The sequence below is a fragment of the Frigoribacterium sp. 2-23 genome (assembly GCF_049601585.1).
Lineage (GTDB): Bacteria > Actinomycetota > Actinomycetes > Actinomycetales > Microbacteriaceae > Frigoribacterium.
In genome coordinates this window covers 2,860,500-2,884,737 of sequence record NZ_CP187126.1, presented here as the reverse complement: position 1 = coordinate 2,884,737, position 24,238 = coordinate 2,860,500, and the positions used below count along the sequence as shown (strand labels likewise).

The window sequence follows — 24,238 nt, the reverse complement described above, 5'->3', positions numbered from 1 at the left end:
GCAACTTTGTGGTCAAGTTTCTAAGAGCAAACGGTGGATGCCTTGGCATCTGGAGCCGAAGAAGGACGTAGAAATCTGCGATAAGCCTCGGGGAGCTGATAATCGAGCCCTGATCCGAGGATCTCCGAATGGGGAAACCCCGCCAGGCGTTTTGACCTGGTGACTCCCGCCTGAATATATAGGGCGGGTAGAGGGAACGTGGGGAAGTGAAACATCTCAGTACCCACAGGAAGAGAAAACAACAGTGATTCCGTGAGTAGTGGCGAGCGAAATCGGATGAGGCTAAACCGGTCATGTGTGATAGACGGCGGTCGTTGCATGGTCGGGGTTGTGGGACCCGTTGTCCTGTTCTGCCGGACAGGAGCAGTTACAGCGCAGTATAGGCGAACCGGTTTGAATGCCGGGTCATAGAGGGTGCGAACCCCGTAGCCGAAATGCTGGCGCTGGCTGAATGGGTATCCCAAGTAGCTCGGGGCCCGAGAAATCCCGTGTGAATCTGTCAGGACCACCTGATAAGCCTAAATACTCCCAGATGACCGATAGCGGACAAGTACCGTGAGGGAAAGGTGAAAAGTACCCCGGGAGGGGAGTGAAATAGTACCTGAAACCGTTTGCTTACAAACCGTTGGAGCCTCCTTGTAGGGGTGACAGCGTGCCTTTTGAAGAATGAGCCTGCGAGTTAGCGATATGTGGCGAGGTTAACCCGTGTGGGGTAGCCGTAGCGAAAGCGAGTCTTAAGAGGGCGATACAGTCGCATGTCCTAGACCCGAAGCGAAGTGATCTATCCATGGCCAGGTTGAAGCGACGGTAAGACGTCGTGGAGGACCGAACCCACTTCAGTTGAAAATGGAGGGGATGAGCTGTGGATAGGGGTGAAAGGCCAATCAAACTTCGTGATAGCTGGTTCTCTCCGAAATGCATTTAGGTGCAGCGTTGCGTGTTTCTTGCCGGAGGTAGAGCTACTGGATGGCCGATGGGGCCCAAAAGCTTACTGACGTCAGCCAAACTCCGAATGCCGGTAAGTGAGAGCGCAGCAGTGAGACGGTGGGGGATAAGCTTCATCGTCGAGAGGGAAACAACCCAGACTACCAACTAAGGTCCCTAAGCGTGTGCTAAGTGGGAAAGGATGTGGAGTTGCATAGACAACCAGGAGGTTGGCTTAGAAGCAGCCACCCTTGAAAGAGTGCGTAATAGCTCACTGGTCAAGTGATTCCGCGCCGACAATGTAACGGGGCTCAAGCACACCACCGAAGTTGTAGATTTCGTATTATAGACAAGCCTTCGTGGTTCAGTCGTACGGAGTGGTAGGAGAGCGTCGTGTGGCCAGTGAAGCGGCGGAGTGATCCAGCCGTGGAGGCCACACGAGTGAGAATGCAGGCATGAGTAGCGAAAGACGGGTGAGAAACCCGTCCTCCGAAAGACCAAGGGTTCCAGGGCCAGGTTAATCCGCCCTGGGTAAGTCGGGACCTAAGGCGAGGCCGACAGGCGTAGTCGATGGACAACGGGTTGATATTCCCGTACCGGCGAAGAACCGCCCAAGCTAATCCAGTGGTGCTAAGAGTCCTAACCCGGCTGAGTTGATCCCTTCGGGGTGACGCCGGCCGGTCTAACGCTCGACCCCATGCTGGTGCGGTTAGCGTATTAACAGGTGTGACGCAGGAAGGTAGCTGAGCCAGGCGATGGTATCCGTAAGGTGAACCTGGTGTAAGGATGTAGGGCTGACGATAGGCAAATCCGTCGTCAATGCGCCTGAGATCCGATGCGTACCCCGATTGGGGGAAATCAGTGATCCTATGCTGCCGAGAAAAGCATCGACGCGAGGTTCAAGCCGCCCGTACCCCAAACCGACTCAGGTGGTCAGGTAGAGAATACCAAGGAGATCGAGAGAATCGTGGTTAAGGAACTCGGCAAAATGCCCCCGTAACTTCGGGAGAAGGGGGGCCGGAACCGTGAACGGATTTACTCCGGGAGCGGGAAAGGCCGCAGAGACCAGTGGGAAGCGACTGTTTACTAAAAACACAGGTCCGTGCCAAGTCGCAAGACGATGTATACGGACTGACGCCTGCCCGGTGCTGGAAGGTTAAGAGGAAGGGTTAGCGCAAGCGAAGCTCAGAATTTAAGCCCCAGTAAACGGCGGTGGTAACTATAACCATCCTAAGGTAGCGAAATTCCTTGTCGGGTAAGTTCCGACCTGCACGAATGGCGTAACGACTTCCCAGCTGTCTCAACCGCGAACTCGGCGAAATTGCACTACGAGTAAAGATGCTCGTTACGCGCAGCAGGACGGAAAGACCCCGTGACCTTTACTACAGCTTGGTATTGGTGTTCGGAGTGGCTTGTGTAGGATAGGTGGGAGACTGTGAAGCTCGGACGCTAGTTCGGGTGGAGTCATTGTTGAAATACCACTCTGGTCACTTTGGATATCTAACTACGAACCGTGATCCGGTTCTGGGACAGTGCCTGGTGGGTAGTTTAACTGGGGCGGTTGCCTCCCAAAGAGTAACGGAGGCGCCCAAAGGTTCCCTCAACCTGGTTGGCAATCAGGTGTCGAGTGTAAGTGCACAAGGGAGCTTGACTGTGAGACTGACAAGTCGAGCAGGGACGAAAGTCGGGACTAGTGATCCGGCAGTGGCTTGTGGAAGCGCTGTCGCTCAACGGATAAAAGGTACCTCGGGGATAACAGGCTGATCTTGCCCAAGAGTCCATATCGACGGCATGGTTTGGCACCTCGATGTCGGCTCGTCGCATCCTGGGGCTGGAGTAGGTCCCAAGGGTTGGGCTGTTCGCCCATTAAAGCGGTACGCGAGCTGGGTTTAGAACGTCGTGAGACAGTTCGGTCCCTATCCGCTGCGCGCGTAGGAAATTTGAGAAGATCTATCCCTAGTACGAGAGGACCGGGATGGACGAACCTCTGGTGTGTCAGTTGTCCTGCCAAGGGCACCGCTGATTAGCTACGTTCGGAACGGATAACCGCTGAAAGCATCTAAGCGGGAAGCCGGCTTCGAGATGAGATTTCCATACCCCTTGTGGGTGAGAGGCTCCCAGCTAGACTACTGGGTTGATAGGCCGGATGTGGAAGTGGGGACTAACGACCCACGGAGCTGACCGGTACTAATAAGCCGATAACTTGACAACACTCTTCCCCGGTAGCGGAGGAAGAAAGATTGCTACGCGTCCACTATGTGGTTCCCGAAATACGGTCGGGATACCAAACAATTTCATACTGATGGTATGGAACATGATCTTCACCACCACCAACCCCCAGGGTTGTGTGGGTGTGTGGTTAATGTTTCGGCGGCCATAGCGAGAGGGAAACGCCCGGTCACATTCCGAACCCGGAAGCTAAGACTCTCAGCGCCGATGGTACTGCAAGGGGGACCTTGTGGGAGAGTAGGACACCGCCGGACTCCTATTGAGTCTCACACAGAGACAGTGCGTCGTAAGACACACACCGAATGGCCCCTCCACAGGAGGGGCCATTCGTGTTTAACGACTACGCGCCTCCTGGTCGGTCGCCGCGCGCCGGTAGGATTGGCGGTGATGTCAGCACCCTTCTCCAGTGCCACGGGCTCCGACGTTCGCGTCCGATTCTGCCCGTCGCCTACCGGTACGCCCCACGTCGGGCTCATTCGTACTGCCCTGTTCAACTGGGCCTACGCTCGTCACAACGGCGGCAAGCTCGTCTTCCGTATCGAAGACACCGACGCCAATCGCGACAGCGAAGAGAGCTACGAGCAGCTGCTCGACGCGTTCCGTTGGTTGAAGCTCGACTGGGACGAGGGTGTCGACGTCGGCGGGCCGCACGCGCCGTACCGCCAGTCGTTGCGTCACGACATCTACAACGACCTCATCGCCCGCCTCGTCGAGCGAGGGCTGCTCTACGAGAGCTTCGCGACGGGCGAGGAGATCGAGGCGCGCAACATCGCCAACGGTCGCGACCCGAAGCAGGGTTACGACAACTTCGAGCGTGACCTGACGGACGAGCAGCGGGCCGCCTTCCGGGCCGAGGGTCGCCAGCCGGCCCTGCGTCTGCGCGTGCCCGATCGCGACCTCAGCTTCGACGACCTCGTGCGTGGTGAGATCACCTTCCCCGCCGGGTCGTTCACGGACTTCGTCGTCGTGCGCCCGAACGGTGTGCCGCTGTACACGTTCGTCAACCCGGTCGACGACGCCCTGATGGGGATCACGCACGTGCTGCGGGGCGAGGACCTGCTGTCGTCCACACCGCGGCAGATCGCGCTCTACGAGGCGCTCGTCGAGCTCGGCGTCACGACGTTCATCCCGCGCTTCGGGCACCTGCCCTCCGTGCTCGGCGACGGCAACAAGAAGCTGTCGAAGCGCGACCCGGAGTCGAACCTCTTCCACCACCGCGACCGCGGCTTCATCCCGGAAGGGCTCGTCAACTACCTGGCGCTGCTCGGCTGGTCGCTGTCGCACGATCGCGACGTCTTCAGCACGGACGAGATGGTCGCGGCGTTCGACGTCGTCGACGTCAACCCCAACCCCGCTCGCTTCGACCTCAAGAAGGCGGAGGCGCTGAACGGCGACCACATCCGCCTGCTGTCCGTCGAGGACTTTACGGAGCGCCTGGTGCCGTATCTCGACGGTGTCGTCGAGAACCCGCCCACCGCCTCCCAGGCTGCCGTGCTGGCGCAGGCCGCCCCGCTCGTTCAGGAGCGCATGCAGCTGCTGGGCGAGGCGAAGGGCATGCTCGCGTTCCTGTTCACGGATGACGATGCGCTCGTGTACGACGACGATGCACTCGGCACACTGGGGGACACGAGTGCGGACGTGCTCCGTGCCTCCTTGGCTGCTCTCGCCGGTCTCGACGACTGGAACCACGCCGCGATCCAGGACGCATTGAAGGCGGCGCTCGTCGACGGCATGGGGCTGAAGCCGCGTGTCGCCTACGGACCGCTGCGGGTCGCCCTGTCGGGTCGCCGGGTCAGCCCGCCGCTGTTCGAATCGATGGAGATCCTGGGGCGCGAGTCGACCCTGGCCCGCCTCGACCGGCTCGCCGCGACGCGATGAGCGCCGAGTACGACGTCGCGATCGTCGGGGCCGGCCCCGCGGGTCTCAGCGCCGCGCTCAACCTGGTGCGCGCCCGCAGGCGTGTGCTGCTGGTCGACAGCAACCGTCCCCGCAACTCGGCGACACTGCTGTCGCACGGCTTCGTCACGCGGGACGGCATCTCGCCGCTCGAGCTGCGGAAGCTCGGGCGCGAGGAGTTCCTGGGCTACGACGAGGCCGAGCACTGGCAGACGCTCGTGACGTCGGTGACGGCAGCCGAGGACGGGTTCCGTCTCGACTGCTCGTACCGTGGGGAGGACAGGTCGGCGACGGCCGGTGTCGTGCTGGTCACGACCGGGCTGCAAGAGAAACTGCCGGCGATCCCGTCGTTGCGGGCGTACTACGGCACGTTCATCCACAGTTGCATCGAGTGCGACGCCTACGACAAGCGCGATCAGCCGCTCGCCGTCATCGGCGAGCACCCCGACCTGGCCGAGCGTGCGTTGCTGCTGTCGCAGTGGACCGACGACCTCGTCGCGTTCACGAACGGCGCCGACGTCGTCACGCCGGCCGAGGAGGAGCACCTGGGCCGCCGCGGTATCCGGGTGGAGCGTCGGGCCATCCAGGACGTCGTGGGCGATCGCGAGGGTCTGCGGGGCGTCACGTTGGTCGACGGCGAGACGATCGAGCGCTCGGGCGGCTTCGTGCGGCCGGCGTGGTCGGGCGAGCTGGGCTACGTCGCGCCGCTGGGCGGCGAGTTGGACGGCGACGGGTTGCTGGTCGTCGACGGGCACGGGCGCACCTCGGTCGCGGGCTTGTACGCCGCGGGGGAGTCGACGGCTCCCGGGCCGCAGCAGCTGATCGTGGCGGCCGGCTCGGGCGCGCGGGTGGCGGCCACCATCAACCGCGATCTGGTCGGTGGCCTCGCCGAGCTCGGAGATGCTGTACAGTAGACGTCGGTTCAGAAATGAATCCGTGATGACTGTTCGTCTAACGACTGTCATCATTGGGGTATGGTGTAATTGGCAACACGACTGATTCTGGTTCAGTTGTTCTTGGTTCGAGTCCAGGTACCCCAGCCATCGTGCGGTTGTCGCACTCCAGCTCCTCGCCCTCCGGCGGGGAGTTTTTTCGTGCCCGGCCCGAGCCACGGCGCACTGAGCGACCGCTTGCGCGCGTAGCCCTCCGCAATTTGCGACCGTTTGGCGACGGGCGGCCGATTTGAGCGGCGTGTCTCGGCGCTTTCGCGCGAAACGGTCGCATCTTCGCGGCACGAGCGCGCGCCGGCGCGCGAAACGGTCGCGAATTTGCGACTGAATGCGCTCGGGGGTGGCGGCCGGCGGGCGCCCGGTCAGAGGCGCGGGTCGACCGGCTCCGACTCGAGGGCGAGCACGCCGAAGACGGCCTGGTGCACCCGCCAGAGCGGCTCCTCGGCGACGAAGCGTTCGACCGCCTCGACGCCGAGCGCGTACTCGCGCAGCGCCATCGATCGCTTGTGCCCGACATCGCGGTCGCGCAGTCGCGCCAGGTTCTCCGGGTCGCGGTAGTCGGGACCGTAGATGATGCGCAGGTACTCGGCGCCGCGCACCTTGATGCCCGGCTGCGCCAACGCGCGGGAGCCGCGCACGAGACCCGCGACCGGTTTCACGACCATGCCCTCGCCACCGGCGGCGGTGAGCTCCTCCCACCACGTCGTCGCGGCGGCCTCCGACTCGGCCGAGGCCAGCTCGACCTCGACGTGCCGGGTGCGCCGGATGAACTCGGCGTCGGCCTCGGCCAGCCGGTCGGCGATGCCGAGGTGCCAGCGGTGGTCGGCGGCCAGGTGGCTCGCCCCCGTCGACGCCAGCAGCTGGAACGGGGCGAGCTGCACGCCGTCGAGACCCGAGACGGGTGCGCTGTAGCGGCGGTACGCATCGCGGTAGGCCTCGGCGTTCGCGGCGCGCGTCGTCGTGCGCTCCAGGAGCCCGGCCACGTCGACACCCCGGTCGGCGGCGACCTGCAGGGAGCGGACGGCCGCCGGCAGCGCCGCCGTGGCCGCCGCCGCGACCGTGGCGTACTGCTCTCGGATCATCGGCCCGGCCTTGAGCGACCAGGGCAGGAGCTCGGCATCGAACAGCAGCCAGGACGCGTCGAGCTCGGCCCACAGGCCGGCCGCCTCCGCCGCGCGGTCGAGCCGCTCGAGGAAGACGTCGGTCGTCGCGTCGTCGAAGAACGGCCGGCCGGTGCGGGTGTGCACGGCCCCGCGCCATCCGGCGGGGGCGCCGAACCGCTCGGGATCGCGGGTGACGAGCACGACGGCGCGCGACCCCATGTGCTTCTCCTCGCAGATCACCCGCTCGACGCCCTCGCGCCAGTACGACGCGAACGCCTCGGCCGGGTGTTCGAGCAGGTCGGGCAGGCTCGACACGTGCGGCGGGCTCATCGTCGGCGGCAGGTAGACGAGTCGACGCGGGTCGGTCGCGAACCGGCTCATCACCTCGAGGGCCCCGGCCGCGTTGTCCTCGCGGATGCCGACGCTGCCGAACGCCCGCGTCGTGACGACCTGCTTGCCGAGGACGTCGTCGATGCGAAGGAGGCTCGGGTCGCGAGACAGGGACGGGTCGCCGACACCTCCTTGGCCGGTTCCACCCAGCGGCACGACGGGCTCGTACCAGACCTGTTCGGCGGGGACGGAGACGACCTGCTTCTCGGGGTAGCGCAGCGCACTCAGCTTGCCGCCGAACACGACGCCGGTGTCGAGGCACATGGTGCCGTTGACCCACTCCGCCTCGAGCGTCGGAACATGGCCGTACAGCACGGTGGCCGCACCCCGGTAGTCCTCAGCCCAGGGCAACCGGACCGGCAGCCCGAACTCGTCGGTCTCGCCGGTCGTGTCGCCGAACAGGGCGAAGGCGCGGACGCGACCGGACGTACGCCCGTGGTACTTCTCGATGAGGCCGGCGTGGGCGACCACGAGGCGTCCGTCGTCGAGGACGAGGTGCGACACGAGCCCGCGGCAGAACTCGCGCACCTCGGCCGTGAACTCGTCCGACTCACCCGACAGCTGGGCGAGGCTCTCGGCGAGCCCATGACTGGCCTGCACCTTCTTGCCCTCGAGGGCGCGGACGAGCTTCGCCTCGTGGTTGCCCGGCACGGCGAGGGCGTGACCGGCGGCGACCATGCCCATGGCGAGACGGAGGACGCCGGGGGTGTCCGGCCCGCGGTCGACCAGGTCGCCGAGGAAGATCGCGCGGCGGCCCTCCGGGTGCACGGCGTCGACCGGACGGCCCTCGCCGTCGCGCCGGAGCTCGTAGCCGAGCGTGGTCAGCAGGGTCTCGAGTTCGGACCGGCAGCCGTGCACGTCGCCGATGGCGTCGAAGGGGCCGGTCTCGCTCCGCCGGTCGTTGAGCAAGGGCTCGCGGACGAACTCGGCCTCGGCGATCTCGTCCAGCCCCGACAGCACGTGTACTCGACGGAATCCCTCCTTGCCGAGGTACTTGAGCGAGCGCCGCAGCTGATCGTGCTGCCGCTTGACGACGGACGCGCCGAAGGTACGATCCGTCCGCGAGGCGTTGCGCTCGACGCAGACGCTCTGCGGCACGTCGAGCACGACCGCGACGGGGAGGACGTCGTGCTCGCGAGCGAGGGCGATGAACGAGCGCCGGGCGTCCGGCTGCACGTTGGTCGCGTCGATCACGGTCAGCAGGCCCGCGTCGAGGCGCTTGCCCGCGACGACGCGCAGCGCCTCGAACGCGGCCGGCGTCGCCGCCTGGTCGTTCTCGTCGTTCGACACCAGGCCGCGGAAGAAGTCGCTCGAGAGCGTCTCGAACGGGCCGAAGTGGGTCGCTGCGAATGTCGACTTGCCCGACCCGGAGGCGCCGATCAGAAGGACGAGGGACAGCTCGGGGAGTGTCAGGCGAGTCATCGGTCGGTCGTCTTTCGGAACAGGGCGAGCTGGGTGGGGGAGCCGAGGCGCGGGTCGACCTCGCCGACCGCGCGGTACTCGACACGATAGGAGTGCCGCTCGGCGACGCCGTCCGCCCAGGCGGCGAACTGCTCGCGCGACCACTCGAACCGGTGGTCGGCGTGGCGGAACGCGCCCTCGGGGAGCGCTTCGTAGAGCACGTTGTAGTCGGAGTTCGGCGTGGTCACGATGACTGCGCCCGGCGCGGCCGCCCCGAAGACGGAGGCCTCGAGGGCCGGCAGTCGTTCTTCGTCGACGTGTTCGACGACCTCCATCAGGACGATCGCGTCGAGACCCGACAGGCGGTCGTCCTGGTACGTCACCGACGACTGCAGCAGGCGCACGCGCTCTCGCTGACGATCGCCCGCCTCGCGCAGGTTGAGGACGCGCTCGGCCTTGGCGAGCTCGCCGCCCGACACGTCCGTGCCGATGATCGTGGTGTACGCGGAGTCGGTGACGAGCCGGCGCAGCAGGGCGCCCTCGCCGCAGCCGACGTCGGCCACCGACCGCGCGCCGAGGTCGCGCAGGGCGGTGAGCACCGCCTCCGCCCGCTGCGCACCCAGCCGCGGCGTCCGGGGCTCGGCCGGGGTCGCGTCTCGCTCGGCAGGCAGGAGGTCGTCGACGTCGTCGAGCCGCGCCTCCTTCGCCATCAGGCCCGTGGCCTCGTCGACCATCGAGCGCTGGTGCGCGAGATAGCGACGCGTGATCAGGTCGCGCTCGGGGTGCTCGGCCAGCCAGCCCTCGCCGGCCCGCATCAGCTTGCCGACCTCGTCGTCCGAGACCCAGTAGTGCTTGGCGTCGTCGAGGACGGGCAGCAGCACGTAGAGGTGGCGCAGCGCGTCGCTCAACCGGACGTCTCCCTGCAGGGCGAGGTCGACGTAGGGCGAGTCACCCCACTCGGGGAAGGCGGGATCGAGCGGGATCGCCGTCTCGGTGACCGCCCAGCCGAGGGGCTCGAACAGGCGCGTGACGAGCCCGGCGGTGTCGCGGCCGCGCGCCGGCACGGCGGCGACCGTGATCTCGAGCGGCAGGGGAGCTGCGGCCAGCTCGGGGAACGACTCGCTCGTACCCCGCATCGCGGTGCGGAACACCTGCCCGAGCGCCACGGCGACCATGGACGAGGAGGCGTAGGGCCGGTCGTTCACGTAGCGCGCGAGGGTCGCCGCATCGCCTCCGCGGAAGCGCTTGTCGCGCACGAGACCGACCGGGTCGACCTCGAGGAGGAGCGCGACGGTGCAGCGCTCGTCGGAGACCTCGGGGTAGAAGACGTGGGCCGTGCCGACGCTCAGGGTGAAGGCCTGCGCGCGATCGGGGTGCTTCCGGAGGAGATGGCTCAGGTCGGACGCCGAGGGCGCGGTCGAGGTGAGGGTGACGAGCACGCGGCTCCTTCGGTCGGCTGGCTGGCTGGCGGTAGCCGATCAGCCTAGCGGCCGAAGGAGGCGCGGTGCGGGCTACTCCGCGATGACCGCCCCGAAGCGGGCCGGGAGCGTCGCGCCGTGCGTGGACCGCAGCTCGTCGAGCGAGACCGTGTAGAGGTCTTGCACCTCGAGCCCGGGGGCCTGTGCGTCGGTCACGCCGATGCGCAGCACGGGATAGCCGCGACCCTCGCAGAGCCCCTGGAACTTCACGTCGTCCTCGCGCGGCACCGACACCAGCATGCGGCCGGTGGACTCGCTGAACAGGGCGGTCGCGGCGTCGACGCCGTCCCGTTCCATCAGCTCGCCGAGCCAGACCCGCGCGCCGACGCCGAAGCGCATGACCGATTCGGCCAGTGCCTGGGCCAGGCCGCCGTCGCTGAGGTCGTGAGCCGACGCGATCAGCGACTGGTCGCCTCCGGCCGAGATCAGCGCCGCGAGACGACGCTCGGCGTCGAGGTCGACCGCCGGCGGCAGACCGCCGAGGTGACCGTGCACGGTGCCGGCCCACGCCGAGCCGTCGAGCTCGAGCGCGGTCGTGCCGAGCAGGTAGATGTTGTCGCCCTCGTCCTGCCACCCCGACGGGATGCGCTTCGCGACGTCGTCGATCACGCCGAGCACGCCGATGACGGGCGTCGGGAAGATGGGCGCCGTGCCGGTCTGGTTGTAGAACGAGACGTTGCCGCCCGTGACCGGGATCTCCATCTCGAGACACGCGTCGGACAGGGCCTCGACGGTCTGCGAGAACTGCCACATGACTTCGGGGTTCTCGGGGCTGCCGAAGTTGAGGCAATCCGTCACGGCGACCGGCGTCGCTCCGGTCGCGGCGACGTTGCGATACGCCTCGGCCAGGGCCAGTCGGGCACCCTGCGCGGGGTCGAGCTGGCAGTACCGGCCGTTGGCGTCCGTCGCGAGCGCGAAGCCGAGCCCGCTCTCTTCGTCGACGCGGATCATGCCGCCGTCGTCGGGGAAGCTCAGCGCCGTGTTGCCGAGCACGTACGTGTCGTACTGGTTCGTGATCCAGCTCTTGTCGGCCATGTTCGCCGAGCCGAGCAGCTGCAGTGCCTGCGCGCGCAGCTCGTCGCCGGAGTCGGGACGCGCGAGGCCCGCGGCGCCGTCGGCCTGCAGGGCGTCGATCCAGGTCGGGTAGGCGACCGGGCGCTCGTAGACGGGGCCGTCGACGGCGACGGTGCGCGGCTCGACGTTGACGATCTCCTCGCCGTGCCAGTTGATGACGAGACGACCCGTGTCGGTGACCTCGCCGAGGACGCTCGTCTCGACGTCCCACTTCGCGGTGACGGCGAGGAACGCGTCGAGCTTCGACGGCTCGACGACGGCCATCATGCGCTCCTGGCTCTCGCTCATCAGGATCTCTTCGGCCGTCAGCGACGGGTCGCGCAGCAGCACGCGGTCGAGCTCGATGAACATGCCGCCGTCGCCGTTCGAGGCGAGCTCCGACGTGGCGCAGCTGATGCCGGCGGCCCCGAGGTCTTGGATGCCCTCGACGAGCTCGTCGCGGAACAACTCGAGGCAGCACTCGATGAGCACCTTTTCGGCGAACGGGTCGCCGACCTGGACGGCGGGACGCTTCGTGGGGCCACCGGCCGAGAACGTGTCGGACGCGAGGATGGAGGCGCCGCCGATGCCGTCGCCTCCGGTGCGGGCACCGAACAGCACGACCTTGTTGCCGGCTCCCTTGGCGTTCGCCAGGTGCAGGTCTTCGTGGCGCAGGACACCGACGCTCAGCACGTTGACGAGCGGGTTGCCCTGGTAGACGGCGTCGAAGTAGGTCTCGCCGCCGATGTTCGGCAGGCCGAGGCAGTTCGCGTAGAAGCTGATTCCGCCGACGACGCCGTCGACGACGCGAGCCGTGTCGGGTGCGTCGATGTCGCCGAAGCGCAGCTGGTCCATGACGGCGACCGGGCGCGCGCCCATCGAGATGATGTCGCGGACGATGCCGCCGACACCCGTCGCGGCGCCCTGGAACGGCTCGATGTAGCTGGGGTGGTTGTGGCTCTCGCCCTTGAACGTGACGGCCCAGCCGCCACCGACGTCGACGACGCCGGCGTTCTCGCCCATGCCGACCATGAGGTTCTTCTTCATCGCCGGGGAGACCTTCTGGCCGAACTGGCGCAGGTAGATCTTGCTCGACTTGTAGGAGCAGTGCTCGCTCCACATGACGGAGTACATCGCCAGCTCGCCGCTCGTGGGGCGGCGGCCGAGGATCTCGCGGATCTTCGCGTACTCGTCGGCCTTGAGCCCGAGCGCCTCGAAGGGCTGCTCGCGGTCGGGCGTCGCGGCGGCGTTGGCCACCGTGTCGGGCACGTGCTCGGTCGGCCGGACGTCGATCTGCTCGGCGGACGGGATCGCGGTGTTGTCGGAGCTCACAGGGCCAGCGCTTTCTGGATGACGGACGTGAAGAAGGTGAGGCCGTCGACGCCGCTCGACATGGCGGCGGGGGTGTCGGGGCCGAAGCCGGGCTCGACGGCGTGCTCGGGGTGCGGCATGAGGCCGACGACGTTGCCGCGCTCGTTCGAGACGCCGGCGATGTCGTCCATCGACCCGTTCGGGTTGACCCCGACGTAGCGGAAGGCGACCTGGCCCTGACCCTCGATGCGCTTGATCGTCTCGGCGTCGGCGATGAATCGGCCGTCGGCGTTCTTCAGCGGGATCGTGATCTCTTGACCGGCGGTGAAGCCGTTCGTCCAGTCGGTCGACGCGTTCTCGACGCGCAGGCGCTGGTCACGGCGGATGAACTGCTGATGCGCGTTGCGGGTGTGCGCACCCGGGATGAGCCGCGCCTCCGCCAGCATCTGGAACCCGTTGCAGATGCCGAGCACGGGGACGCCCTTGTTCGCGGCGTCGACGACCTCGGTCATGATCGGGGCGAAGGAGGCGATGGCACCGGCGCGCAGGTAGTCGCCGTAGCTGAAACCACCGGGCAGGATGATCGCATCGACCCCCTGCAGGTCGTGGTCGCCGTGCCAGAGGGCGACGGGCTCGCCGCCGGCGATGCGGACGGCGCGCTGGGCGTCGCGGTCGTCGAGCGACCCCGGGAAGGTGATGACCCCGACGCGCATCAGGCGGTCGGCGCGTCGTCGAAGACCGTGATCGACACGACGTCCTCGATCACGGAGTTCGAGAACATGTCGTCGGCCAGGCGCGAGACGTCGGCGAGCACCGCGTCCGTCACCTCGCCTTCGACCGTGACCTCGAAACGCTTGCCGATGCGGACGTCGGTCAGCGCGGCGCCGTTCGTGGCGGGATCGGACAGACCGAGACGGGCCAGGGCGCCGGCGACGGCCTTGCCCTGGGGGTCGAGCAGTTCAGCCTTGGGCATGACCTCGACGACGATTGTGGGCACGGGAACTCCTGCGAGAAGGCGTCAGCGGATGGACGCGGTCAGTCTACCGGCAGCGGTCGCGCGGGCTGCGGGGCACGGCTTCGGGGGCGGCTCGGGGCAGGCCCGAGGGAGGCGCGGGAGCCGAGGAGGCGGCGGTCGCGATTGACAGCCCGGCCCGAGGTTCTTCCCAGCGCAATCATTGGATGCCACCGGAGCATGGTCTCAGCGGTTGGAGTTACAGGTCTTGTGATCGGGCCTTCCACCGCTCATCGGTCGTAGGGTTCCTGATCCGCCCGAGACCGTCTGATGCCCGGCCGTTTCCCCCAGCGGCCGGGCATCACCCTTGTCGGGTGCCGGCACCGGCACCGGCACCGGCACCGGCACCGTCAGACGGAGCGCGTCGGCCTGCTGCGCCCGAGCAGCCAGATCGCCGCGAGCATGCCGACGGCCCCGGCGATCGCGTTCACGACGTCGAGCCCGTGCTGCATGACGGCGAACGAGGGCCCGATGACGAGGACGGCCGCGACCGCGATCACACCGCCCGATGGTCGTCGGCGCCCCGGGGCGTCGGTGCGCGGGGGCCGCTCGAGGCGGGCCGCACCGAGGGACACCAACCCGACCAGCGCCAGGACGACGACCGTCACGGGGATGCGCGTCCACCACCACGTGCTCGACGCGGGGGCCGGCAGGGGCGCGCCGACGAGCAGCATCACACCGATGAGCGCCACCAGCAGAGGGACGTGCCAGAGATACACCGTCATGCCGCGGCTGCCGACGACGAAGACGAACGCGCGGGCGCCGCGCGTCTCCATCAGTCGGGACAGCAGCGGGTGGACGAGTGTCAGGACGCAGATCTGGGCGATGCCCAGCACGATGAGGGGCACGGTGGGCGGGTTGAGCCCGGCGAGTTGATCGGTCGGCCACGGCCCGATCGAGGTCAACGGGACGAGCGACGCGTAGGCGAGAGCGGCCACCAGCACGAGCACGAGGCGCGGCGGACGGCGGAACCAGCCGGAGGCATACGCGAATCCGAGCTGTTGCACGAACAGCCAGACGAAGAGCAGATTGACGAGCCCGACCTCGGTCACGCCCGTCGCGTAGCGCACCGCGTCGACGAGCACGGCGCCGATCGCCAGCCCGGCGAACGTGGCGAGAGGACGGGTCGCGTGCAGCCTCGCCATGACGGGGACGCAGACCTGGGTGATGCCGTACGCGGCGACGAACCAGAGCGGTGACCCGACGCCGATGGCGACCGCGTCGAGCAGGCCGGGGTCGACTCCGATGGCCCGCGCGACGACGAGCGCCAGCGCGAGCACGACGAACACGGCGCTCGCCGGGCGGGCGAGGCGCAGCAGGCGCCCCCGGATGTAGTCGCCCGCGTCACCCCCTCGCCGCCTCGTGCTCGCCCACGCGGTCGCGCTCGCGAATCCGCCCACGACGAAGAAGAGGGGCATGACCTGCCCGGCCCAGGTGACCAGCGGGAACCACGACTGCTCCTGCGCCGGCCGCGTCACGACGAGCGAGCCGTCGTCGGCGAACCCGACCCCGACCATGACGACGTGGATGACCACCACGAGCAGAACGCAGCAGACGCGTGCAAGGTCGACGACGAGATCGCGACGGGACAGGTCGGGCATCGACGCCGGTGGGGGTGTCGGCCTCGCCGCCCCGGGGCTGGTGATCGTGCTCATAGGACGACCGTAGACAGGTCGGCACACCGATGTGCGATATCCCCACCGAGGCGCGGCGTAATCCTCCCTGGGGAGGAGTCGTCACGGGTCGGCCAAGATGGTGTCATGAGCAACGATGCCTCCTCCGTCAGCCCGATCGACGGCGACGCCACCCCCGTGGTCGTCGTCGGCTCCGTGAACCTCGACCTCGTCGCCCGCGTCCGCGACTTCCCTCGCCCCGGCGAGACCGTCCTCGGCTCCGACTACGAGGAGGCGCCGGGCGGCAAGGGCCTGAACCAGGCGTTGGGTTCGGCCCGCCACGCGCGGACGGCTCTCGTCGCCGCGGTCGGCGACGATCCGGTCGCCGACACGGTGATCGCGTACGCCGCGACCCACGAGGTCGACGTCTCGGGCGTGCACCGTGCCTCCGGACTCACGGGTCGTGCGCTCATCGCCGTGGCCCCGGACGGGGAGAACGTCATCATCGTGTCGCCCCTCGCCAACGAGGCGCTGACGCCGGAGATCGTCACGGCGCAGCTCGACCGCCTCCGCCCGGCCGTGGTGCTCGCCCAGTACGAGGTCGCGGAGCAGGCGCTGCTCGCCGCGGCCCGGTGGTGCAGTGCGAACACGGCCCGGTTCGTGTTCAACGCGAGCCCGGTGCGGGCCATCGGCGCCGAGCTGCTGGCCGCGTGCGACCCCGTCGTCGTGAACCAGGCCGAGGGGCTGGCGCTGCTCCGCGAGGCCGAGGCGGCACGACCGGTCGGGACACCGGGCTCGCGCTCGGCCGTCCGCGAGGGAGCCGCCTGGCGGCCGGCGGACGTCGCACAGCGCCTGCTCGACGTGTCGACCTCCGTCGTCGTGACGGCCGGTGGCGGCGGCGCCTACGTCGCCGATGTCGACGGTGTGCACCACGTCGCCGCGTCGGCGCGGGTCATCGCGCTCGACTCGACGGGCGCCGGCGACGAGTTCGCGGGCGTGCTCGCCGCGGCCCTGTCGGCGGGGTCGTCCCTGCGCGACGCCGCCGAGGCCGCGAACGACGCGGCCGGCCGCCTGGTGCAGATCCCTCGCGCGGAGCGGTGACGACGGCGCACGGCGGCCCGGTGCGGCCGCCTGCCACGACGACGAGGAGGCACGGGGTGGCGACCGTCCCGTGCCTCCTCATCGTCCCTGAGCCGGTCTGTCGACTCGGCCGTCATCGACTCACGGTCTCGCTGCTCACGGGGTGACGACGTGCGGCGACGAGACCGCGCCGCGGAGCAGCACCGTCGGGGCGCCGCCCGTCGCGGCGTACTTCAGCAGCCCGGTCGACGTGGCGACGTAGACCGCGTTGTCGGAGCCGACCGAGATGCTGCCCTGCGCGCCGTTGTCCGGCACGGTGTAGCCCGAGACGGGGACGGTCGTGGCCGTGCCGTCGAGCGCGTAGCGGGTCAGCGTCGTGGCCCGGTGGTCGGGTACGCAGGGGTGCGGGCCCGCGAGGGACGGCGCGGCGCACCAGGACGCGGTCTCGAAGAGCGAGAAGCCCTGGGGGCCGAGGGCTCCGGCCTCGTAGGACAGGTGCGTCCCGATCGGCGTCACCGTGCCGTCGAGGGCGATCTTCTCGTAGAAGCGGTTGCCGCTCGCCCCGGAGTTGATCGAGTAGTGGTAGATCGCGCCGCGCGAGTCGACCTCGGGGGTGTCGATCGTCGCCTGGTAGCCGGAACCGATGGCACGGACGTTCGGCGTACCGCCGCCGGGCGGGAACGTCGTGACCTGCTCGGTGCCGAAGCCGCCGCTGAACGCGAGGACCGAACCGTCGGGCGCGACGACGACGTCGTCCGTGCCGGTCGGCAGCGAGGCCACCACCCCGGTGGGTCGCGAGTCGAGCGGGTAGCGCACGACCTGGTCGCCGAACCGCAGGTAGCCGTTGCCCTCGGCGTCGAGTTGCGGGTCCGTCCCGCCGGGCGCATCCGTGATCACGGGGAACGACGCCGAACCCGAGGCCGGGTATTCGCGGACGACACCGGCCGCGGCGTCGTACGTGAACACGTCGCCGGCCCGGTCGATGACATAGCCGTCCTCGACCGGGGCGACCGTCGTGGCCGCGCCTCCGGTCGTCCTGACCTTCACGACGGAGCCGCCTCGGACGGCGAAGACGAAGACGGGGCGCGCGCCGGGTTTCGTCGGAGACGTGCGCGCGGCGGTGGACGACGCTGCCTGACCGGACGCCGTGGGCGGGGCTGCGAGAGCGGGTGATCCGCCGAGGGCCGCGAGGGCCACGGCGGTGGCGATCGTGGCGGTCGCGGCGAGGAGGGGACGGCGCATGGGGTTCTCCTGACTGTCGGCTGATCGGCGCGCCTTCGCGTCGAATGACCGGACGGTACTGCCGATCGGCGATGTCCCCCAAGAGGGGGACCGGGTGGTCTCCCGTGCCGCCGGGTGGTCTGTGCATCACCTCCGTATGACCCGTGTTGTTTTGAATGGGTCAAGGGAAGGCGCTAAGGTCGCATCATGACCACGACCGCACCGAACGAGACCCCGCACGAGGCCGTGCTGCGGGACTCGTTGCTGCACGATTCCGTGCTGCGCGACGTGGGCCTGCGGGTCACCGGCCCTCGTGTGGCGGTGCTGCGGGCCCTTGGGTCGTCGTCCCATCTGTCGGCCGATGCGATCTTCGCCCGGGTCTCCGTCGAGTTGCCCGGCACCTCGGTGCAGGCCGTCTATGGCGTCCTCGCGGCGCTGACCGGCGCCGGTCTGCTGCGCCGCATCGAGCCCGCCGGCTCATCGGCGCTCTACGAGCGCCGCATCGGCGACAACCACCACCACATCGTCTGCTCGGTCTGCGGCAACGTCGCCGACGTCGACTGCGTCGTCGGTGAGGCTCCATGCCTCACGCCGTCGCACGACGCGGGGTATCTCGTGCAGAGCGCCGAGGTGACGTTCTGGGGGCTCTGCCCGACGTGCCGGGACGCCGACGACGAGGCCCTGGCCGAGTCGATGCCGGCTCGCGCCTCCTGAGCGGCCCTTCTTCCCTTTCTTTCCCGTCCCACCGCACAACCCGCTTCACAAAGGAGTCACCGTGACCGACCAGAAGAAGATCACGACCACCGAGTCGGGGGCGCCCGCCGCCAGCGACGCGCATTCGCAGTCCGTCGGCCCCGACGGCGCGATCGTGCTGCACGACCACCGCCTCGTCGAGAAGCTGGCGCAGTTCAACCGCGAGAAGGTGCCCGAGCGCATCGTCCACGCTAAGGGCGGCGGCGCGTTCGGCACGTTCACCACCACGGGCGACGTGTCGCAGTACACCCGTGCCGCACTGTTCCAGCCCGGTGTCAGCACCGAGATGCTGGCCCGCTTCTCGACCGTGGCCGGCGAGCAGGGCAGCCCCGACACGTGGCGCGACCCGCGTGGTTTCGCGCTGAAGTTCTACACGAGCGAGGGCAACTATGACCTCGTCGGCAACAACACGCCCGTGTTCTTCATCCGCGATGGCATCAAGTTCCCCGACTTCATCCACTCCCAGAAGCGCCTGCCGGGCTCGCACCTGCGCGACCACAACATGCAGTGGGACTTCTGGACGCTCTCGCCCGAGTCGGCCCACCAGGTCACCTGGCTGATGGGCGACCGCGGTCTGCCCGCCTCGTGGCGGATGATGGACGGCTTCGGCTCGCACACTTATCAGTGGATCAACGCGGCCGGTGAGCGCTTCTGGGTCAAGTACCACTTCAAGACGAACCAGGGCAACGAGATCCTCACGCAGGCCGACGCCGACCGCATCGCGGGCGAGGACGCCGACTTCCACATCCGCGACCTGTCCGAGGCGATCGACCGCGAGGAGTTCCCGACCTGGACGCTCTCGGTGCAGGTCATGCCGTACGCCGACGCCGCGACCTACCGCTTCAACCCGTTCGACCTGACGAAGGTGTGGCCGCACGCGGACTACCCGCTCATCGAGGTCGGCACGATGGAGCTCAACCGCAACCCCGAGAACTACTTCGCGCAGATCGAGCAGGCGACCTTCGCGCCGTCGAACTTCGTGCCCGGTATCGCGACCAGCCCCGACAAGATGCTGCTCGCGCGCATCTTCAGCTACGCCGACGCGCACCGCTACCGCGTGGGCACGAACCACGCGCAGCTGCCGGTCAACCTGCCCAAGACCGAGGTGAACTCGTACTCGAAGGACGGCGCCGCGCGCTACCACTTCTCGTCGGCCACCACGCCGGTCTACGCCCCGAACTCGGTGGGTGGGGCCGTGGCCTCGCCCGAGGCGGCCGGTGACACCGGCGGCTGGGAGAACGACGGTGAGCTCACCCGCTCGGCCGTCACCCTGCACGCCGAGGACGACGACTTCGGTCAGGCCGGGGCGCTGTACCGCGACGTCCTCGACGACGAGCAGCGTGACCGCATGGTGGCGAACATCGTCGGACACGTGTCGAAGGTCACCGTGCCCGAGTTGCTGCCGCGCATCTTCGAGTATTGGACGAACGTCGACGCCGACCTCGGCGCCCGCGTGGCCGCCGGCGTGCAGCCGTCGGCGCCCGGCTCGAACGAGGACCCGGCGACGGTCGGAGTCCTGCAGTAGCAAGAGGCGATGCCTCGAGGAGGCGCGGTGTCCGTTCGGCGGGCACCGCGCCTCCTTCGCGTTTCGGGGTTTTCGCGGGGCGATCAGACGAGCTGCGAGTTCCAGTGCAGGTCGCCGTCGGGCCAGGAGGCGCGGGCGGAGGACGCACGCGTCAGCCAGCCGGAGTCCTCGCTGACCCGCAGCCCTGCTCCGTCGGCGCTCGCGGCCGAGAAGTGCCCCGTGCGGGCGCCGCCCGTGACCGACTCGAGCGGCAGCCAGCCGGCCCGCGTGAAGAAGCCGGTCACCGACTCCGGGGCGAGCACCACGCCGGGGTGGCCGCCGAGCAGGGCGAGCGCCTCGTCGACCGCGGCGAGCAGACGCGTGCCCTCGCCCATGCCCTGGAGGATCGGCGAGACCGCGACGAGGCCGACGGACGTGACGAGTCGCTCGGTGTCGCCGACGCGGACGAACACGCGTCGGAGCCCGGCATGGGCGACGACGACGTCACCGGAGCGGGCGACGACGCGGAGCTCGGGCTGGAGGCCGAGCCAGCTGCGTCCCCCGAGGAACCAGTGGTCGTGGTCGGGCAGTGCCCGGCCGAGCATGGCCCCGATCGCCTCGTGGTCGTCGAGCGTGAGATCGCCCTCGCGCTCGAGCGAGATCTGCGGGCGGTACTCGGGCGGGGGAGGGGCGTCCTGATCCGGCATCACCTCACCGTAGGCGCGCGGGGCGGGGCGCGGTCAGGTTGGGTTCGCGGTGGGGCCCCGCGGAAGCGCTCGGGCCCACAGCGGTCAGCCTCGGGCGGTCACGTGGATCTGGTTGAGCCAGCGCGCTGGAGCTCAGGGCGATGCGGAGCATCGCCGCGACGCCAGCGCCGAGGGCCCTGGCGCTCGGGCCCACAGCGGTCAGCCTCGGGCGGTCACGTGGATCTGGTTGAGCCAGCGCGCTGGAGCTCAGGGCGATGCGGAGCATCGCCGCGACGCCAGCGCCGAGCGCCCTGGCGCTCGGGCTCACGGCGGTCAGCCTCGGGCGGTCACGTGGATCTGGTTGAGCCAGGGATCGTCGAACGCGACCGTGCGGCCGTCGTCGCGGGTGCGCACGCCGTAGTGGCCCAGGCGCTCGCCGAGGGCACCGAGGTCGTCGGCGGTCGGCACCTCGATGCGGACGAGCCCGAGCCCGAGGGCGAGCTGGCGGCGGCCGGCTCCGGCGCTCCGCCAGGTGTTCATGGCCATGTGGTGGTGGTAGCCGCCGGCGCTGACGAACAGGGCCTGCGGGCCGAAACGGGTCGTCGCCTCGAAGCCCAGCTGCTGCACGTAGAACCGGTGCGCCGCCTCGACGTCGCCCACGCTGAGGTGGACGTGGCCGACGGTCGCGGGGCGTCCCGCGGTGCCGGCCAGCGCCTCCTCGGTGATGGCGGACTGCAAGAACGCGTTCGGGTCGAGCGCGAGGGTTGCCATGTCGATCTGGCCGTGTGTCCACGACCACTCCGTGCGGTCGCGATCCCAGTAGAGCTCGATGCCGTTGCCCTCGGGGTCGTCGAAGTAGAACGCCTTGCTGACGAGGTGATCGGCACTGCCGGTGAACGACTGCGGATACCGGCTCGCGACGGAGTACACGGCCGCCGCGAGGTCGGCCTCGGTCTCGAACAGGATCGCGGTGTGGAACAGCCCTGCCTCCCGCGGCCCCGCATGGCGGAGTTCGGGGGCGTGCTGCAGGATCACGATCGGGGTTGCTCCGCGGCCGAGGACGGCCTGAGCGCCCCCGGCAGCGGTCGGATCGGTCGCGAGCACGGTCAGCGTGACGGCATCGCGGTAGTACGCGGTCATCGCGTCGAGGTCGGCGACGCGCAAGGTGACGGCGCCCATGCCGGTGTCGGCGGCGAGCAGGTCGGCCGTGCGTGCGCTGTCATTCGAGGTGGTCATGCGGGTCTCCTCCGGGCTCACGACACCATATCGATGACGTGTCACCGAAACAACGACCAGGCCGCGGTGGATATTCCGGCGCGTCGCGTTGACCGACTACGACGTGAGTCTGTCGATCAGCTCGCGGTAGCGCGCCGAGGTCGTCGCCACGATCTCGTCGGGCAGCACCGGGGGCTCGCCCGTCTTGTCCCAGTTCGCGGACAGCCAGTCACGGACGATCTGCTTGTCGAAGCTCTCGGTGCGCCCGGTCTCGGCGTAGACCGAGGCCTCCCAGAAGCGGCTGCTGTCGCTCGTCAGCACCTCGTCGCCGAGTGTCAGCTCGCCGGTGCCGCGGTCGGCCCCGAACTCGAGCTTCGTGTCGGCGAGGATCACACCGCGGGCTTCGGCCACCGAGGAGGCGCGGTTGTAGATCTCGAGGGACGCATCGCGCAGGGCCGTGGCCACGTCGGCCCCGACCAGCTCGACGGTGCGCTCGAACGAGATGTTCTCGTCGTGCTCGCCGAGCGGTGCCTTGTAGGCGGGCGTGTAGATCGGCTCGGGCAGCCGGTCACCGTCGTGCAGCCCCTCGGGGAGCGCGATGCCGCACACGGTGCCGTGTTGCTGATACTCGAGCCAACCGCTGCCGACGAGGTAGCCGCGCACGACGCACTCGATCGGGTACATGTCGAGGGGCGTGACCAGCATCGCCCGGTCGCGCACCTGGCTGGGGATGGTGATCGGCGCCGTGGTCGGGTCGAGGAGGTGGTTCGGCACCTCGACGAGCTGGGCGAACCACCAGAGGCTCAGCTGGGTGAGCAGCGCGCCCTTGCCCGGGATACCCGGCTCGAGCACGTGGTCGTACGCGCTCACGCGGTCGCTCGCGACGACGAGCACAGCCGACGCCGTGTCGAGGTCGGCGGTCGGCCGGGCGGCGGGTGACGAGCCGTCGGCCTCGTGCTCCGCGGTCTCGGGGTCGGGCACGTACAGATCGCGCACCTTGCCCGAGTAGACGTGACGCCAGCCCGGCAGTACGGGCGCCGACGTCATCGCGCGACCCGCTCGGCGATGTCGTGGCGGTACTGGCCGCCGTCGAGCCCGATCTTCGACAGGGCCTCGTAGGCCCGGCCCCGCGCCTCGGCGAAGTCGGAGCCCTCGGCGACGACGCTGAGCACGCGGCCGCCGGTCGCCACGAGGGCATCGTCGAGCTTCGCCGTCGCGGCGTGGGCGATGTGCACACCGGCGACCGCCAGGGCGTCGTCGAGCCCCGAGAGCGGTCGCCCGCTGATCGCGGCCTCGGGGTAGCCCTCGCTCGCGAGCACGACCGTCACGGCCGCCGTCGGCGAGAACCGCGGCGACTCGAAATTGCCGAGCGCACCCGTCGCCGCGGCGTGCAGCAGCCCGCTGAGCGGGGTCAGCAGTCGGGGCAGCACGACCTGGGTCTCGGGGTCGCCGAAGCGTGCGTTGAACTCGATCACGCGGATGCCCTGCTCGGTCAGCACGAGACCGGCGTAGAGCAGGCCGATGAACGGCGTGCCCTCGGTCTCGAGCTGGCGCACGGTGGGCACGGCGACGGTGTCGAGCACCTCGTCGATGAAGTCCTTCTCGCTGCCGAACCGGTCGGCGAGCCAGGGCAGCGGCGAGTACGCGCCCATGCCGCCCGTGTTCGGGCCGCCGTCGCCGTCGAGCAGACGTTTGTAGTCTTGCGCCGGGCTCAGCGGGACGACCGCGTGACCGTCGCTGATGAAGAACAGGCTGACCTCGGGGCCGTCCAGGAACTCCTCGAGCAGGATCGGGCCGTGCTGCAGCCAGTACGTCGCGTGCTCGACCGCGGCGTCGCGGTCGTCGGTCACGATGACGCCCTTGCCGGCCGCCAGCCCGTCGGCCTTGATGACATAGGGCGAGCCGAAGTCGTCGAGCACGGCCAGTGCCTCGTCGAGGGTGCCGACGCGGGTCGCGCGACCCGTCGGGACGCCCGCCTCGGTCATGATGCGCTTGGCGAACGTCTTGCTGCCCTCGAGGGCGGCCGCCTTCTTGCCGGGGCCGAACACCGGGATGCCGCGATTGCGCAGCGCTTCGGCGACCCCGGCGACCAGTGGCGCCTCGGGCCCGACGACGACCAGCTCGATGTCGTTCTCGAGCGCGTACTCGCTGACGACGGCACCGTTCGACGGGTCGAGGTGCACGACCTCGACCTGGCGGGCGATGCCGGCGTTGCCGGGGGCCGCGACGATGTGGTGCCCCGCGTCTTCGCGGAGCAGGGCGGTGATGATGGCGTGCTCACGAGCACCGGAGCCGAGGACGAGGATTCGCACGGGAGCAACCCTACCCAGCCACCCGGGGCGGGGACTCCGTGTGTGGACGACCCGTGCCTCCTCGTGTCGTGGGGAGGAGTCGACGGCAGGAGGCGCGGGCGAGTCGA

At 68.8% G+C, this 24,238-nt stretch carries 16 protein-coding genes, 1 tRNA gene and 2 rRNA genes; 8 read left to right on the top strand and 11 right to left on the bottom strand.

Going from position 1 to position 24,238, the window contains the following annotated elements:
- The first annotated feature begins 10 nt into the window (after nucleotides 1–10).
- The 5 genes from ACPEEZ_RS13605 (at nucleotide 11) to ACPEEZ_RS13585 (ending at nucleotide 6,092) form a co-directional block, all read left to right on the top strand.
- Nucleotides 11–3,135, top strand: a 23S ribosomal RNA gene (locus tag ACPEEZ_RS13605).
- A gap of 155 nt (nucleotides 3,136–3,290) precedes the next feature.
- Nucleotides 3,291–3,407 (top strand): 5S ribosomal RNA (gene rrf, locus ACPEEZ_RS13600).
- A gap of 133 nt (nucleotides 3,408–3,540) precedes the next feature.
- The gene (gltX, locus tag ACPEEZ_RS13595; protein ID WP_423920109.1) at nucleotides 3,541–5,031 is read left to right on the top strand and encodes a glutamate--tRNA ligase; all 1,491 of its coding nucleotides are present in this window, start codon (nucleotides 3,541–3,543) and stop codon (nucleotides 5,029–5,031) included.
- Nucleotides 5,028–5,963 carry an NAD(P)/FAD-dependent oxidoreductase gene (locus ACPEEZ_RS13590; RefSeq protein ID WP_423920106.1) on the top strand — a complete coding sequence of 312 codons (936 nt, stop codon included), beginning with the start codon at nucleotides 5,028–5,030 and terminating at the stop codon, nucleotides 5,961–5,963. Before gltX ends, ACPEEZ_RS13590 begins: the two co-directional genes overlap by 4 nt.
- 54 nt (nucleotides 5,964–6,017) lie before the next feature.
- Nucleotides 6,018–6,092 (top strand) — tRNA-Gln (locus ACPEEZ_RS13585).
- 269 nt (nucleotides 6,093–6,361) lie between these two features.
- On the opposite strand, the gene ACPEEZ_RS13580 is transcribed toward ACPEEZ_RS13585, so the two are convergent.
- The 6 genes from ACPEEZ_RS13580 to ACPEEZ_RS13555 all read right to left on the bottom strand — a co-directional run bounded on the left by ACPEEZ_RS13580 (nucleotide 6,362) and on the right by ACPEEZ_RS13555 (nucleotide 15,402).
- Nucleotides 6,362–8,914: a polynucleotide kinase-phosphatase gene (locus tag ACPEEZ_RS13580; RefSeq protein WP_423920104.1), complete on the bottom strand. Its 2,553-nt coding sequence runs from the start codon at nucleotides 8,912–8,914 to the stop codon at nucleotides 6,362–6,364.
- Nucleotides 8,911–10,332 carry a 3' terminal RNA ribose 2'-O-methyltransferase Hen1 gene (locus ACPEEZ_RS13575; protein WP_423920102.1) on the bottom strand — a complete coding sequence of 474 codons (1,422 nt, stop codon included), beginning with the start codon at nucleotides 10,330–10,332 and terminating at the stop codon, nucleotides 8,911–8,913. Before ACPEEZ_RS13575 ends, ACPEEZ_RS13580 begins: the two co-directional genes overlap by 4 nt.
- Nucleotides 10,333–10,404: 72 nt before the next feature.
- The gene (gene purL / locus ACPEEZ_RS13570; protein WP_423924277.1) at nucleotides 10,405–12,717 is read right to left on the bottom strand and encodes a phosphoribosylformylglycinamidine synthase subunit PurL; all 2,313 of its coding nucleotides are present in this window, start codon (nucleotides 12,715–12,717) and stop codon (nucleotides 10,405–10,407) included.
- A 35-nt stretch (nucleotides 12,718–12,752) separates the two neighbouring features.
- Complete coding sequence (purQ, locus tag ACPEEZ_RS13565) at nucleotides 12,753–13,448, bottom strand: phosphoribosylformylglycinamidine synthase subunit PurQ (RefSeq protein ID WP_423920099.1); 696 nt, start codon at nucleotides 13,446–13,448, stop codon at nucleotides 12,753–12,755.
- On the bottom strand, nucleotides 13,448–13,732 hold the full coding sequence (locus tag ACPEEZ_RS13560) for a phosphoribosylformylglycinamidine synthase subunit PurS (protein ID WP_423920097.1): 285 nt from the start codon (nucleotides 13,730–13,732) through the stop codon (nucleotides 13,448–13,450). Before ACPEEZ_RS13560 ends, purQ begins: the two co-directional genes overlap by 1 nt.
- A gap of 365 nt (nucleotides 13,733–14,097) precedes the next feature.
- Nucleotides 14,098–15,402: an acyltransferase family protein gene (locus ACPEEZ_RS13555; RefSeq protein WP_423920094.1), complete on the bottom strand. Its 1,305-nt coding sequence runs from the start codon at nucleotides 15,400–15,402 to the stop codon at nucleotides 14,098–14,100.
- Between the two features lie 105 nt (nucleotides 15,403–15,507).
- Here ACPEEZ_RS13555 and ACPEEZ_RS13550 point away from each other — a divergent pair, with 105 nt between their 5' ends.
- Nucleotides 15,508–16,461 carry a ribokinase gene (locus ACPEEZ_RS13550; RefSeq protein WP_423920091.1) on the top strand — a complete coding sequence of 318 codons (954 nt, stop codon included), beginning with the start codon at nucleotides 15,508–15,510 and terminating at the stop codon, nucleotides 16,459–16,461.
- 135 nt (nucleotides 16,462–16,596) lie between these two features.
- On the opposite strand, the gene ACPEEZ_RS13545 is transcribed toward ACPEEZ_RS13550, so the two are convergent.
- Nucleotides 16,597–17,682: a hypothetical protein gene (locus ACPEEZ_RS13545; RefSeq protein WP_423920088.1), complete on the bottom strand. Its 1,086-nt coding sequence runs from the start codon at nucleotides 17,680–17,682 to the stop codon at nucleotides 16,597–16,599.
- 186 nt (nucleotides 17,683–17,868) lie between these two features.
- On the opposite strand from ACPEEZ_RS13545, the gene ACPEEZ_RS13540 reads away from it, so the two are divergent.
- Together ACPEEZ_RS13540 and ACPEEZ_RS13535 are read left to right on the top strand one after the other, a co-directional pair.
- Nucleotides 17,869–18,375: a Fur family transcriptional regulator gene (locus ACPEEZ_RS13540; protein WP_423920086.1), complete on the top strand. Its 507-nt coding sequence runs from the start codon at nucleotides 17,869–17,871 to the stop codon at nucleotides 18,373–18,375.
- Nucleotides 18,376–18,436: 61 nt separating this feature from the next.
- Entirely contained in the window at nucleotides 18,437–19,939 is a 1,503-nt protein-coding gene (locus ACPEEZ_RS13535) for a catalase (protein WP_423920083.1), read from the top strand.
- Nucleotides 19,940–20,022: 83 nt separating this feature from the next.
- On the opposite strand, the gene ACPEEZ_RS13530 is transcribed toward ACPEEZ_RS13535, so the two are convergent.
- The 4 genes from ACPEEZ_RS13530 to purD form a co-directional block, all read right to left on the bottom strand.
- Nucleotides 20,023–20,625 carry a GNAT family N-acetyltransferase gene (locus tag ACPEEZ_RS13530; protein WP_423920081.1) on the bottom strand — a complete coding sequence of 201 codons (603 nt, stop codon included), beginning with the start codon at nucleotides 20,623–20,625 and terminating at the stop codon, nucleotides 20,023–20,025.
- A 312-nt stretch (nucleotides 20,626–20,937) separates the two neighbouring features.
- Complete coding sequence (locus ACPEEZ_RS13525; protein WP_423920078.1) at nucleotides 20,938–21,840, bottom strand: VOC family protein; 903 nt, start codon at nucleotides 21,838–21,840, stop codon at nucleotides 20,938–20,940.
- Between the two features lie 96 nt (nucleotides 21,841–21,936).
- Complete coding sequence (locus ACPEEZ_RS13520; RefSeq protein ID WP_423920076.1) at nucleotides 21,937–22,866, bottom strand: phosphoribosylaminoimidazolesuccinocarboxamide synthase; 930 nt, start codon at nucleotides 22,864–22,866, stop codon at nucleotides 21,937–21,939.
- Nucleotides 22,863–24,131: a phosphoribosylamine--glycine ligase gene (gene purD, locus ACPEEZ_RS13515; RefSeq protein ID WP_423920073.1), complete on the bottom strand. Its 1,269-nt coding sequence runs from the start codon at nucleotides 24,129–24,131 to the stop codon at nucleotides 22,863–22,865. Before purD ends, ACPEEZ_RS13520 begins: the two co-directional genes overlap by 4 nt.
- Between the last annotated feature and the right edge of the window lie 107 nt (nucleotides 24,132–24,238).